Annotated in this window: 11 protein-coding genes and 1 pseudogene; 7 read left to right on the top strand and 5 right to left on the bottom strand. The window is 71.4% G+C overall.

Annotated features, from left to right (window positions below; all coding sequences use genetic code 11):
- Positions 1-22 precede the first annotated feature (22 nt).
- Complete coding sequence (locus Aco03nite_RS33780; RefSeq protein ID WP_203802436.1) at positions 23-1207, bottom strand: MFS transporter; 1185 nt, start codon at positions 1205-1207, stop codon at positions 23-25.
- 154 nt (positions 1208-1361) lie between these two features.
- On the opposite strand from Aco03nite_RS33780, the gene Aco03nite_RS33775 reads away from it, so the two are divergent.
- Both Aco03nite_RS33775 and Aco03nite_RS33770 read left to right on the top strand, forming a co-directional pair.
- On the top strand, positions 1362-2156 hold the full coding sequence (locus tag Aco03nite_RS33775; RefSeq protein WP_203802434.1) for an IclR family transcriptional regulator: 795 nt from the start codon (positions 1362-1364) through the stop codon (positions 2154-2156).
- A gap of 219 nt (positions 2157-2375) precedes the next feature.
- Positions 2376-3077 (top strand): anti-sigma factor family protein, encoded by a 702-nt coding sequence (locus Aco03nite_RS33770; protein ID WP_203802432.1) that lies wholly within the window; start codon positions 2376-2378, stop codon positions 3075-3077.
- Here Aco03nite_RS33770 and rarD read toward each other — a convergent pair.
- The 3 genes from rarD to Aco03nite_RS33755 all read right to left on the bottom strand — a co-directional run bounded on the left by rarD (position 3074) and on the right by Aco03nite_RS33755 (position 6893).
- The gene (rarD, locus tag Aco03nite_RS33765) at positions 3074-4006 is read right to left on the bottom strand and encodes an EamA family transporter RarD (RefSeq protein WP_203802430.1); all 933 of its coding nucleotides are present in this window, start codon (positions 4004-4006) and stop codon (positions 3074-3076) included. The genes Aco03nite_RS33770 and rarD overlap by 4 nt on opposite strands.
- A gap of 464 nt (positions 4007-4470) precedes the next feature.
- Positions 4471-4848, bottom strand: a complete 378-nt coding sequence (locus Aco03nite_RS33760; RefSeq protein WP_203802428.1) for a phage holin family protein — start codon at positions 4846-4848, stop codon at positions 4471-4473.
- Between the two features lie 263 nt (positions 4849-5111).
- Positions 5112-6893: a type VII secretion protein EccE gene (locus tag Aco03nite_RS33755; RefSeq protein ID WP_203802427.1), complete on the bottom strand. Its 1782-nt coding sequence runs from the start codon at positions 6891-6893 to the stop codon at positions 5112-5114.
- Positions 6894-7191: 298 nt separating this feature from the next.
- On the opposite strand from Aco03nite_RS33755, the gene Aco03nite_RS33750 reads away from it, so the two are divergent.
- The 3 genes and pseudogenes from Aco03nite_RS33750 to Aco03nite_RS55070 form a co-directional block, all read left to right on the top strand.
- The gene (locus Aco03nite_RS33750) at positions 7192-7509 is read left to right on the top strand and encodes a WXG100 family type VII secretion target (RefSeq protein ID WP_203802425.1); all 318 of its coding nucleotides are present in this window, start codon (positions 7192-7194) and stop codon (positions 7507-7509) included.
- A gap of 22 nt (positions 7510-7531) precedes the next feature.
- Positions 7532-7825 carry a WXG100 family type VII secretion target gene (locus tag Aco03nite_RS33745; RefSeq protein WP_203802422.1) on the top strand — a complete coding sequence of 98 codons (294 nt, stop codon included), beginning with the start codon at positions 7532-7534 and terminating at the stop codon, positions 7823-7825.
- A 253-nt stretch (positions 7826-8078) separates the two neighbouring features.
- Positions 8079-8478 (top strand): annotated as a pseudogene (locus tag Aco03nite_RS55070) (SseB family protein); the annotation flags it as partial.
- Positions 8479-9655: 1177 nt separating this feature from the next.
- Here the strand turns inward: Aco03nite_RS55070 and Aco03nite_RS33740 are convergent.
- On the bottom strand, positions 9656-9973 hold the full coding sequence (locus Aco03nite_RS33740) for a hypothetical protein (RefSeq protein ID WP_203802419.1): 318 nt from the start codon (positions 9971-9973) through the stop codon (positions 9656-9658).
- Between the two features lie 133 nt (positions 9974-10106).
- On the opposite strand from Aco03nite_RS33740, the gene Aco03nite_RS53350 reads away from it, so the two are divergent.
- Both Aco03nite_RS53350 and Aco03nite_RS33730 read left to right on the top strand, forming a co-directional pair.
- The gene (locus tag Aco03nite_RS53350; protein WP_239145664.1) at positions 10107-12392 is read left to right on the top strand and encodes an SseB family protein; all 2286 of its coding nucleotides are present in this window, start codon (positions 10107-10109) and stop codon (positions 12390-12392) included.
- Positions 12389-12754 carry a UCP033725 family protein gene (locus Aco03nite_RS33730; RefSeq protein ID WP_203802416.1) on the top strand — a complete coding sequence of 122 codons (366 nt, stop codon included), beginning with the start codon at positions 12389-12391 and terminating at the stop codon, positions 12752-12754. Before Aco03nite_RS53350 ends, Aco03nite_RS33730 begins: the two co-directional genes overlap by 4 nt.
- The last annotated feature ends 122 nt before the right edge of the window (positions 12755-12876 follow it).

The raw sequence follows: 12876 nt of genomic DNA, 5'->3' as shown, positions 1-12876 counted from the left end.
GGCCGTCTTATCGCCCGCCGTCCTATCGCCGGCCGGATGAGCTGATCAGCCGGCTTCCCAGGATCATCAGGACGGCCGCGGCGAGCATCGCGCCCGCGGCCGTGACCCACATCGCCGGATAACCGGCCGTGTGCGCGACCGCGCCCAGGGCGATCGGGCCGATACAACCGCCGGCGTAGACGCCGGTCTGGGTGATCGAGGTGGCCGCGGCCGGCGCCTGCGGGTGCAGCCGGACCACCGCGAAATTCAACAGGCCGGGCCAGGCCCAGCCGAACCCGAAGCCGAGCACCACGCCGGCCAGCAGCGCCGGGGTGCCCGGGACGGCCAGCAGGGTCAGTCCGGCCGCCCCGACGGCCAGCAGAGCGCCGATGACGCCGATCTGGTGGTTCGGGTGACGGTCGGCCTGCCAGCCGCCGGTGATCCGGGCCACGGCGCACACCGCGCCGCCCAGGGTGAGCGCCAGGCCGGCCGGGCCGGGGTCGATGCCGCGCTCCACCGCCGACGAGACGACGAACGTGCCGAGGGCGTTGGCCGCACCGGCGGCCAGGGTCGCGGCGACGCCGAGCACCACCAGCGGCCCCGTCTTCTCGGTGGCCGGTCTGTCCTTCTTCGCCGCCCGGTCGTCACCCGGCACCAGCAGCACCGCTGCCGAGGCCAGCACGCCGGCCAGGACGAACGCCCAGCGCCAGCCGGCGGTCAGGGCGAGCACCGGGACCGCCGCCCCGGCCAGCAGGGTGCAGACCGGGATGGCGGCCTGTTTGATGCCGAATGTCAGGCCCTGCCGATTCGCCGGGGTAAATCGGGAAAGGCTGGTGTTGCTGGCGAGTTGTCCCATCGCGTTGGCGGCCGCGCCGAGCATCAGAATCGCGATCAGTGTCCACAATGACCGGGCTGCGACGGCGATACCGATCAGTGACGCCCCGGCCAGTGCGATGGCTATCCGGGCGATTCTGGTGGAACCGTACCGTTCCACCAGATTGCCCGCCGGGATCGAGGCGAGGGCGCTCACTCCGAAGTAGGCCGACACCGCCAGTCCCAGACCGGCCGGCGAGAAATTCAGCTCGTCCCCAACCTGGACCGCGAGGCCCCCGACCAGGAAGACGGGTATCGAAACAGCAACCGTCGTGGTAAGTGCACCGCTCGTCACCCGGACCGTGTTTGTGCTGGTGGAACCGGTCTTGGCGGGATCTTTCGCGAGCTCGTGCATTGGAGGCAGACTAGGCGATTCACCCCCGGTTCTGATGCGCACAGTTCCATTGATCACACGCGCTGTGTAAATCGACCGTGATCCACTTCCGTTTGGCATTCCGTCGACAGACGATTCTTCATATGGTGTAAGTCCCTGGGCCTCGGAGGTAGCTGTGCGTGACCCCTTAGCGGAGCCGTCAGATCTCATCCGGAGCGTGTCGCGTGCCCTGCGCGTGCTGGAATCGGTGGGCCGGGCGCCACGCGGGCTCACCGTCAAACAGATCGCCCGCAGGTGCGAGCTGACCGTCGCTACGACGTACCACCTCGTGCGGACACTGGCGTACGAGGGTTATGTCATCCGGCGTGAAGACGGCACGTACATCGTCGGACTGGAGATCGCCGACCGGTACCGCGAGCTGGTGTCGGCCTTCCGTGGCCCGCCCGCCGTCGGTGAGGCGCTGCGCCGGGCCGCCGTCGACAGTGGATACAGCCACTACCTGGGCCGATTCGTCGGTGGGCGGATCGCCGTCACGGCCTCCGCCGAGGGCACCCGGTCGCCGTTCATGGACGACGTCGCCCCCGGCTTCGACGAAGGTGGGCACGCCACCGCCCTGGGCAAGGCGCTCCTCGCCACCCTCACCCCCGACCAGCGCTCCCGCTACCTGCGGGACTACGGGATGCGGGCCTTCACCCCGGCCACCCTCACCACCCCCGAAGCCCTGGAAGCCGACCTGGCCGCCGGGGAACGACGCGGCATGCAGATCGAGATGGGTCAGTTCCGGCAGGGGCTGGCCTCCGCCTCGGTCGTCGTGGTGGCCGACCGGGACATGGAACGACGCCTGGTCCTGGCCTGTTCGATGCCCGCCGCCGAGATGCTGACCTCGGCCCGGGTGGTCCGCGCCAAGCTCACCGCGGCCGCCCGCAACGTGGCCGAAGCCCTGTCCGGAGGCGAGTCCGCAACCGCCTGAAAATGAACCTTTTTCAACTCGGCATCGAGCCCATCGAAGGCGGTTGTCGGCCCGCCGCCGGGCCGGTCCGGCCTCGCCGATTTGAAAAAAGTTCAGTGGTAGCTCTCCGGATTCAGGTCGCCACGGCTTGAGGTGGAGTTCTAAGGCTGCGTTGAACCTTCGGGGCTCGGGCCGCGTACCTCCAACCGGGAAGGGCAGACCCGGTGGGAGGCGGTACGGATGCGATGCGAGGACGGGCACGACGACGCCGCCTATGTCCTCGGCGCCCTGTCGCCGATCGAGCGGGCCGCATATGAGAACCACCTGGCGACATGCTCGTTCTGCCGGGAAGCGGTGGCCGATCTGGCACAGGTGCCGGACATGCTCGACCGGCTCGACGCCGAAGAGTTCGAACGGCTGCTCGACCCGGACCTGTTCACCCACGAAGGCGCCCGCCGGTCCGCCGACCGCCGGCCCCGCGTCGGCAACGGGCAGCCCGCCGTCAAACGCTCCAAGCGGCTGCGGACCCGGATCGCCAGCACCGCCGTCGCCGCCGTCCTCGTGCTCGGCATCGGCGGCGGAGTCGTCGCCTGGGGCCTGAACCCGAGCGGGACGGACGGGCCACCGCTCGGGCCGGCCATCGCGATGACCGCGGTGGAGAACGGGTCGCCGATTGCGGCCACCATCCGGATCACCAGCACCCCCGGTGGCAGCCGGGTCGAGATGCACTGCCAGTACAGCACCACCGGGAAGCCCTACACGTTCCGGCTCATCGCGTACGGGCCGGACGAGCAGAGCGAACAGCTCGGGTCCTGGCTGGCCCAGCCCGGGGCGGACTTCCTGATGCCGGCGGCCACCCACTTCGCACAGGGCAGCCTGTCCCGTCTGGAGCTGGTCCGGTACGACGGCAAAGTGATGCTGGTCTACGAACCGCCGCGCTAGGCCTCTGCCTTCTGGCCCGTTTCCTGGCTTGCTTTTTGAAGCGCCGGTTTCCGGTTCTTCCGGGCGCTCCGGATGCCGTCCACGGTGAAGATGATCAGGGCCAGCCAGACCAGGGCGAAACCGGCCAACCGGACCGGCGGCATCGGCTCGTGGTAGAGCAGCACACCCACGCCCAGCTGCAGGATCGGCGCCACGTACTGTAGGATGCCCAGGCCCACCATCGGCACCCGGTTGGCGGCGCCCGCGAACAACAGCAACGGCACCGCGGTCGCCACCCCGGACAGGACCATCAGGACCGTGTGTACGGCGGACACCTGCCCGAACGTCGCACCGTGCTCGATGTTCAGCCACGTCAGGAACGCCAGCGCCGGCAGCGCCAGCACCGCCGACTCGACGAACAGGCCCTCCGCGGGCGGCAGCGACATCCGCTTCTTGATCAGCCCGTAGCAGCCGAACGACGCGGCCAGGGTCAGCGCGACGTACGGCAGATGGCCGTAGTCGAACGTCAGGATCGCCACGGCCAGCGCGCCCACCCCGACCGCCGCACCCTGCAACGGCCGGAGCCGCTCCCGCATCACCGTCACCCCGAGCAGGACGATGACCAGCGGCGTGATGAAGTAGCCGAGAGCCGTCTCCACCACCCGGGACGAATTGACGGCGTAGATGTAGGTGCCCCAGTTGATGCCGATCAGCAGCGCGGCCAGGGCGATCCCGCCGAGCAGCCGGGGCGTGCGCAGCAGCCGCCCGAGAAAACGCCAGTTACGCATGACGGCGAGCAGCAACGCGACGAACAGAACCGACCAGAGCACCCGGTGCGCGAGAATCTCGAGCGCGGGCGCCGGCCGGAGCGTCTTGAAGTAGATCGGGAAGAAGCCCCACAGCACGTAGGCCGTCAGGCCGTACAGGTATCCGCGCCGCTCGTCGCTCATGCCCCCACGGTAAGGGCACACCGATCCGCCGGTCCTTGCATATGAACCAGCTCACGATGCCGATCCACAACCAGTGGCCTGCACACCCCGGCCCCACTCACCCCGCGCCCGGCTTTTGACCTCGCGCCCGGCCCTCACTCACCCCTGGCTCGCGGTCGGCTTTCCACCTTGCGCCCGGCCTTACCTACCTCTTGGCCCACGCCCGGCTTTCGCCTCGTCTCTGGCCCGCAGCGGGCCCCTACCCCGCGTCTGGCCCACGGTCGGTTTGACCTTGAGCTTGGCTTGCGGTCGGTCTTTCGCCTCGGGCCTGGCTCGCGGTGGGCTCTTACCGCGCGCCTGGCTTGCGCTCGGGGTTCGACCTTGGGGCTGGCCACCGTTCGGCATTCCGCCCAGCCTTCGCCTGGGTCGTGCTTTCCACCTTGCGCCCGCGCTGGGTTCAGCGCGGGCGGGCGGGTGTCGGGGGATCAGTCGTCGCCGTCCGGGACCAGCATGTTGAGGATCCAGCTCACGATGCCGACCAGGAGCGCACCGAGAACGGCCGACAGAACGCCGTCCACGTGGAAGCCCAGGTCGAACTGCGCGGCGATCCAACTGGTCAGGAGCAGGAGCAGCCCGTTGACCAGGATCGCGACCAGGCCGAGCGTCAGAACGTAGAGGCCGCAGCCGATCGTCTTGATGATCGGCCGTAGAACCGCGTTGACCAGACCGAAGATCACCGCAACGGCGAGCAGCGTGCCCACCTTGCCGGTAGTGCTGTCGGTGTTCAACTCGATGCCGTCGATCACGAGTGTCGCGATCCACAGCGAAACGGCGGTGATCACCAACCGGATGAGGATGCCCATGGCACGCGATCGTGCCACGGGCTGTCCACCTGTGGAAACGACACCCCGCGATCATGTTCGAGATCTATGCCGGAGTTAAGAATCCGAGCCGATCCCGTGATCCACCGACCCGCCTGCCGATCCGTCCGCCAACTGTCTCCTGGCCCCGTCCGCAAATCCGTCTGCCGGCCCGTCCGTCGACCCGTCTGCCGGGCGGTCCGCCGATCCGTCTGCCGACCCTGTCTGCCGGGCGGTCCGCCCGGCCTGTCTGCCGGGCGGTTTCCTCAGGGCGTGGTCTGACCGCGCAGTGGCTCCCCGATCAAGCTCTGTTCGATCGGGGTCTGGGACCACACCGCCCACCGGACCGCCCGCCGGTTGATCACCGCGAGCATGTCGGGGCGCATCCGAGGAAAGTACTTCGCGGTGTCGCCGAGCCCGAGCGTATTGCCGAGCAGGGTGGCCTCGGCCGGCCGGAGCTGCTGGAGCACGACCAGGTCGGCCTCGGAGGCGTGTGGCACGTCGGAGGTGCCGAACTCGTCCCGCACGATCAGGGTGGTCCGCCAGCCGGCCTCACGATCCGGCTCCGGGCCGGCCGGTGCCGAGCCGGTGTCCAGGATCGTCAGGGTGGGCCGCCGCACCGAACCGGGTGGGGACTCGAACGAACGCCCGGCCGGCATCACCGTGATCGACTCACCGGGCACGGCCGCGCCGCGCACGAACGGCTCCCACGCCTGTGGTCGTGTCGTCCGGACCAGCACCCGGGCGCCCACCGCCATCGCCCGGAACGCCAGCATCTGCGCCCCCGGCAGGCCACCGACCAGCATCGCCCGGGTCGGCTCCGGCCGGAACAGGCGGATCAGGACCGGCCCGCCGCTCTGGTTGCGGCCGAGCATCATGCCGGCCGGGCTGATCGGCACCTCGGGGACCGCGAACGCCGGCCCGTCCACCGCCGTGCCACCGAGCGGCAGCGTCGCGGTCAGACCCGGCAGATGCGCCCCGTCCCACCGGCGGAGCCGGACGTGCTCGGCGGAGAGCAGCGCCCGCAACGCCCGGGACGCCGTCTCCAACTCGGTGACGTCGGACGCGGCCAGCCGGACGAAGAGCGCCGTCGACGTCAGGGACACCGTGGTGGCGGCGGCCGGCAGATGCAGGATCCGGGTCACCAGGTTGCCGGAGAGGTCGGCGCCGGACGCCGGCTGACACCGGAACGTCGCCTGAACCAGGCCGCCAAGGCTCAGGTTGTTCCAGCTCTCGCGGCCACCGACGGTGTCGCCGCCCTCGATGTTCGCCAGATCGGCCATGGCCCGGTGCGCGGCGACGTCGCCGAGCGGCCGGGCCTGGGCGGCACCGAGACGCCGGGTCAGCCGCCGGGTCAGCCCGGCCAGGCTGCGGTGCAACTCCTCCTCCGACCAGCCGCCGGCCCGGGAGACCCGCAGCGCGAGAACCGCCCGCAGATGACCGAGCGAGCTGCCCTCGGCGAGTGTCCGGTACGACCCCTGTGCCCGGTCGGTGCCGGCCCGGGTGGACAGCGCGGAGACGGCGCTCAGCACCAGCTGGACCCGGATCTGTGGCTGGTCGCCACCGGACGGCGACTGGTCGCGCCCGGTGGCGTGCAGCAGCGTCGAGAAGGACGGCACCGGCGACGCCTCGTCGGCCGGGTCACCCAGCTCGACCAGGACGGTGAGCCCGGAGTCGTCGGCGAACGCCGCCGCCGGCCCGCTGGGCAGGTCGAGAGTCGTCATCCGGACCCGGGGCGCCGCGTAGGCCAGCAGAGCGCCCGGGCTGTCGACCGGCGCGGTCCGGCGGCGCCCACCGAATCGGGCCGCCACCCCGAGCCACTGGAAGGCCCACCGGCCGCGCAGCCGCAGCCAGGCCAGGACCAGCACGCCGATCGCGACGATGACGAGCGGGACCATGGCGATCCCGCCGAGCACCAGCCCGGCCAGCACCAGGACCACCGCGACCTGGGTGGCGACGATCTGCTCCGGGCGGACACCGAGCAGCCGGCCGCCCACACCCGGACGGATCAGGCTTTCGGTCATGGGGACCGCGACTTCGGTACTCATGCCGCGAGCTCGCTCATGTGCCCCTACCTTCTCGGTCGCGCGACGGTCGTTCACGGTGACGCGCGGCCCATCGTAGGGCAGTCGGCCGCCGGGTTCGGGGTCGTCCACAGGCCTGAGCAGGAATGCGGGGTTATCCACAGGTTGAGGTCCCGGGGCTGACGTGAGTCGCATCGGGCAGCTAACGTCGTCGCCGATGTCGGTCGCGAACAGTAGCCTGGTCGCGGCGGACTAGCCTAGTGACCTGCGTCGATATGGCGCTGGTCCACAGCGGATTGTTCTACGAGAGGGGTGACGTCCGATGGCGGAGACCAGAGCCAGTGCCGATGCGATGGCGAGCGCGGCATCGAAGTTCGACGAGGTCAACAGCGACCTGCAGAAGATGCTGTCCGACCTGATGAACAACCTGTCGGCGCTCAGCGGTTCCTGGAAGGGTCTCGGCGCTGCCGCGTTCGAGCAGGTCAAGCAGGAGTACGCGGCTGATCTGCGGAGCCTCAACAACGCTCTGACCGAGACCGCGGAGGCGATTCGCACCTCCGGGACCAGCTACACCTCGGCCGACACCGAGGCCGCCTCCCGCGTCGCCAAGACCGGCGGCACGTTCTCCCTGCCGCTCTGATTCCGAAGAAGGAGGAAACCCCATGAGTGACGGCATGCTGCTCGTCAACTTCGGCGCGCTTCAGCAGGCGAGCGCCGACATCCAGAAGGCGCTGAGCACGATGCGCGCCAAGCTCGACGAGGCCGAGTCCGTCGGTGGCGCGCTGGCCCAGGAGTGGGACGGCGAGGCGAAGCAGGCGTACGCCGAGCGTCAGCAGCGCTGGCGGAACGCCTCCGAGGACCTGTCCAACATCCTGCGGCAGATCCAGGGCGCGGTCACCGACTCGGCGACCGACTACAGCGACACCGAGCGGGCGGCGACCCAGCGCTTCCAGTGACGCGCTGTCCGTGAGTCCGAGGACGGGTCGCCCGTTCGCGTAGTGGCCTGGCCGGCTCCCGCGGTTACCATCGGTTGTTGAAAGATCGCCTCGGGCGATCGAAGTGTGCTCGCGGGGGCTGAGCGAGGTCGTGTCGAACGTGCCAGAAGTACGTTCCGATGGACAGCATGCCGCCGCCCATTGTGATTACGGGCCGACCTTGTAGGTTATACGCGTTGAGTTGGCTCGTTGACACGCGTGGGGAGAGGTGGACGTGTCCGAGTGGGAACCGGCTACGGACGCCGAGGTCGCGATGCGCGATGCGTTGCGCACCGACGACCAGGAGTCCTACTTCCGCATTCTCGCCGGTGTCGACCTACTGTTACCGGTCTCCGCTGACGTCCTGGCCGGCCTTGCGCCGATGGGCTGGGGCACGTGGAGCACGGGTGGTCGCACCCACGTGCTGGCGTTCACGTCGAACGCCGCATTGCGGTCCTGTCTGGCGGACTACACGGGGTCGGCACGTCGTGTGCCGTACTCCGAGCTCGCCAATACCTGGCCGAACCTCGAGTGGTGGCTGGCGGTAAACCCCGGCCTGCCCATCGAGGGATACCTACCGGCCTGGTTCGTCGCCCAGCTCGCCCGAGGCGACCTGCGGCTGCCCACCCGTGGCCCCGGACGCGAGGCGAACACCACCTCGAAGATCCAGGAGCTGGGTGCGGCCGCGCTCGCGGCGAGCCGATCCGGTACCGAGAGCGCCGCCGGTGGCCCGACCTACGATCCGGAGCCGGCCGCTGTCGCCGCTCCGAGTTCGCCGTCGCCGGTCGCTGTCGCCGCGCCGCCCGTTGCCGCACCGCCCGCTCCCGTGGCTGCGCCGCCGGTTGCTCCGGCGGTCGCCCCGATTCCTCCGGTGGGCACGCCCGCTCCGCCGATGGGTGGCTCCGCGGGTGGGTTCGGCACACCGCCGCAGCCCGCCGCCCAGCCGCCGGTCGGCCCCGGTGGCCTGCCGATGCGCACCCCGGGCGGGACCGGCGCCAACGGTCTGCCCACCCGTAACCCTGCCGAGCCCGCGGCCTACCAGCCGCCGGCCGTTCCGGGTTCACAGCCTCCGGTGTCGGCGCCACCCTCGTCGGGTGCGCCGTCGTCCTCGCCGCAGAGCCCGGCCGGTGGATTCCCCGGCCCCGGTTCGCCCGCTGGTTTCCCCGGTTCCGGCTCGTCCGGCGGTTTCCCTGGCTCTGGTTCGCCCGCCGGGTTCCCTGGTTCCGGTCCGGCTGGTGGTTTTCCGGGCTCCGGTCCGGCGCCGACCTCGGCTGTTCCGGCTTCCGGGTTCCCGGCTTCCGGCCCCGCGCCGGTTTCGGCGATCCCGGTGTCCGGTTTCGCCGGTCCGGGCGCCGCCCCGGTCTCCGCCGTGCCGATGTCCGGTAACCCGGCCGCCATCCCGGCTCCCGGCGCCCCCGGCTCCGGCCTGCCCGACTCCGGTTACCCCGGCTTCGGCGCGCCAGGTTCCGGTGCCCCAGGTTCCGGTGCCCCCAGTTTTGGTGGGCCCGGTTCTGCGGCCCCTAACTCTGGTGCTCCTGGTTTCGGCGCTCCTGGGTCCGCTGGTCCTGGCTCTGGTGCGCCCGGTTTCGGTGCTCCTGGTTCAGGCGCTCCCGGTGGCGGTGCCGCCGGAGTTGGTGCTCCTGGTTCCGGTGCGGCGGGGAGTGCTGGGATGGCTACCCCGGGCTGGGACAAGGCCGGGATGCCCTTCCGGCCCGACGAGGACCCGCGTGGGCCGCTTCAGGATCTGAAGGCGCCGCTGCCGGTTCGGACGCCGATGGCCAACACGCCGCCGGTGCCCGATCACGTCGCGCCCTACGACCCGGCGGAAGCCCAGGTCGACCCGCACTGGGCGGCCGCCAACCGGGGCACGCCCCCGCCCGGCACGCCGCCGATGTCAGCCCCGCCTGCCGCATCGCCGATGTCGGCAGCACCATCCATGTCGGGCGGATCGCCCCTGCCAGGCGGATCGCCGATGCCAGGTGGTTCACCCCGGCCGGGCGCTTCGTCGATGCCGGGTGGATCACCGATGTCGGGCGCTTCGTCGCTGTCGGGCGGATCGTCACCGTCGGGGGCTTCGCCGATGTCGGGGCCGCCCGGTTCCGGCGGGTCCGGTGTTCCGCCGCTGCCCACCCGGCAGCCCGCTTCCTCGATTCCGGCCGCGGCCTCGGCGGCCGGGTCGCCTCCGGCTGCTCCGCCCGCGGCTCCCCCGCTCGGCGGTGGCCTGCCCCGGCGTCAGCCCGGTCAGTCCACGGGTGGCGGTTCGATGTCGAGCATGGCCGGGTTCGTCCCGTCCAGCACGAACGCCGCCAACCACGGCGCCCCGAGCGCACCCACGCCGCCGCCGACGATCCGCCCGGCCTCTCCGGCCGCGCCGGTCTCCGGTTTCGGTGCTCCCGGCGGTTTCCCCGGTTCCGCCAACGGCGGTTTCGGCAACACGCAACCCGGCACCACCGCGCCCGGCGGCCCCGGCCCCGGCTCCGGCTCCGGCTTCGGCGGGCCCGGTTCAGGTGCGCCCGCCTCGGGCGGCCCCGGCTTCGGTCCGGCCGGTTCGGGTGCGCCCGGTTTCGGCCAGCCCGACTCGGGCGCTCCTGGCTTCGGCCGGGCAGGCTCGGGCGGGCCCGGCTTCGGTTCGCCCATTCCGGGTACGCCCGGTTCCGGGTTCACTCCGGGCGGCTATGGTCCCTCCGGCTCCGGCTCCAGCCCCAACTCCGGGTTCGGTCCCGGTGCCCCGGGTGCGCCTGATTCCGGTGGGCCCGGTTCGGGGTTCGGGCCGTCCGGCGCGGCTCCGGGGTACAACCCAGCCGGCAATCCGGGCTCCGGCCAGGGCTTCGGCACGGCTCCGGGCTACGGTCCGTCCGGGCCGGGCGCGGGTCTCTCCGGGCCCGGTAACAGCGCTTCCGGGCCAGGTAACAGTGCCTCCGGGCCGGGTGCCGGCCTTTCCGGGCCGGGTGGCAGCGGCTCCGGAGCGGGTGCCAACTTCGGGGACGGTTCGGCCGGGCAGCAACCGGTCAGCCCGGGCGCCTCGTCCGGTGCTCCGGTCGGTGCGTTGCCGCGCCGTCAGGTCACCCCGCCCTCCGAGCGCCCCACGTCGATGGCCGCCGCCGCGCAGGCGCTCGGTGCCGGCCGTACACCGACGGGTGAGGTTGCCGCACCGACCTGGACCAGGCAGGACGAGGTGGCGGACCGGTTCGGCCCGTCCGGGCCCGCGCCGTCGATCGCCCCGCCGCGTCCCGAGATGGCGGGCAATCCCGCGGCCACCACGATGACGAACCTGCTCCCGCCGGTGATCCCGGGCGCGCCCGGGCCGGAGCGGTCGGTGGTCTACCCGGCTCCGGGTTACGGTGCCGCGGTTCCGGGTGGTTCCGGTCCGGCGGCCCCGCAGGCGTACACCGCTCCGCCGGCGTCCACTCCGGCGCCGTCCTACGGGCTTCCGCCCCAGGGCAGCCCGGCCTCGGCGTACGCCACGCAGTCGCAGTCGGCCTTTGCCACCCAGGTGTTGCCGCTGGCGACCGGCGGTTACAACCCGCCGGCCCCGACGAACATGGGCGTCTCCGGGTCGGCCACCGGTTCGCGTGGTCCGGCGGCGGAGGAGTTCGTGCCGTCGAACGAGACCGAGCGGGAACTGCAGGACGCCGCGGACACCGGCAACACCGATGTCTTCCTGTCCACGCTGCTGCTGGCGAAGGTGCTGGTCCCGGTGGCCGGCCACTCCCGCCCGGGGAGCGCGCCCGGCGAGTCCGGTTTCGCGTTCCTGCCGGAGGAGGTCGACGGCGAGCGTTTCCTGATCGTCTTCACCAGCAAGGACCGGCTGTTCGAGCACTTCGGCGAGCCGACCCGCACGGTGGAGGCCCGGTTCTACGAGCTGATCCGCAACTGGCCGGACCCGTCCTGGTCGTTTGCGGTCAACCCGGGCACCCCGGTCGGCGCGAAGTACCCGGGCGCCCAGATCATCGCGCTGGCGAACTGGGCCACCGAGGCCGGTCTCGGCGCGGATCCGGCGGAGACCGTGGTGACCGAGCTCGCGGTGGCCCCGGTGCCGGCTCCGCAGCCGGCCAGTGACGAGGCGCAGCAGGCCACCGTCATGCAGAAGACGATCTCCGCGGAGCAGGTCGACTACTACCTCGACCGGGGTTACGACCGGGTTGCCGGTTTTGTGCACCGGGCGTCCGAGGTCGAGCACCTGCGCACGCCGGCCGAGCTGTTCGGTGCCCTCGGGTTGTTCTACGAGGCGTCGCCGTTCCAGCCGGACGCGAAGGAGGCGTTCGTGCTGCGCTGGCCGGCGTACCGGCCGAGTCTCTACCGCATCCCGTACGGCGGGCAGAACGAGCAGGCCCTGCGCGCCATGGACGGCTGGGTGATCGAGCGCCCGCCGTTCCGGGGCAACGGTTTCGCGGCCGGCGAGGGCAAGGACGTGATCGCCGAGTTCAAGGTGGACAGTGTCCGTCTGCCGCACGGTGCTCAGCTCTGGCGGACCGACGCGGACGGCAACGAGCGGATGCTGGCGATCTTCGACGCGGACGGCCCGATGTGGCGCCGGGTGGGTGAGTGATGCGCGACGGTTACGTGGTCACCTGGCAGGGGCGGGAGTACGACGCCGCCCCTGACGGCGACAAGGTGCGGATCTACGACACGACTCCGGGCGACGGTTTCCAGGAGGTCAAGCCGGGGCGTTACGTCCGGGTGCTGGATCCCGAGGAGTACGACGAGATGTCGTACGTCCGGACGCTCTGCACCTGGCGGGGTGAGCCGTTCGTGGTCCTGGCCGAGGCGGACAACTGGCTGCGCCTGGAGTACACCGGCGGTCGTGCCCCGGTCGCGCGTCAGCTCGGGCTCGAGGAGTTCGACTACGGCGTCTACCAGGGTTGGGCGCCGGCGCACGAGGTCCGCGACCGGTACGAACACAAGGTCTGACCCCTTTTTCCGGTACGCCTACGGGGTGCCGGAAGCGACTACCCGTCCCCTGGCGACGACGCGAGGTGGGCCCGGCTCCGGGCCGTCGACGCGTCCGCCGGGCGGAGGCTGTGGGTAAGGGC

It is taken from the genome of Actinoplanes couchii, assembly GCF_016862075.1.
GTDB lineage: Bacteria > Actinomycetota > Actinomycetes > Mycobacteriales > Micromonosporaceae > Actinoplanes > Actinoplanes couchii.
Note: the sequence above shows the minus strand (reverse complement) of the source record. Positions and strands in the feature narration are given on the sequence as shown.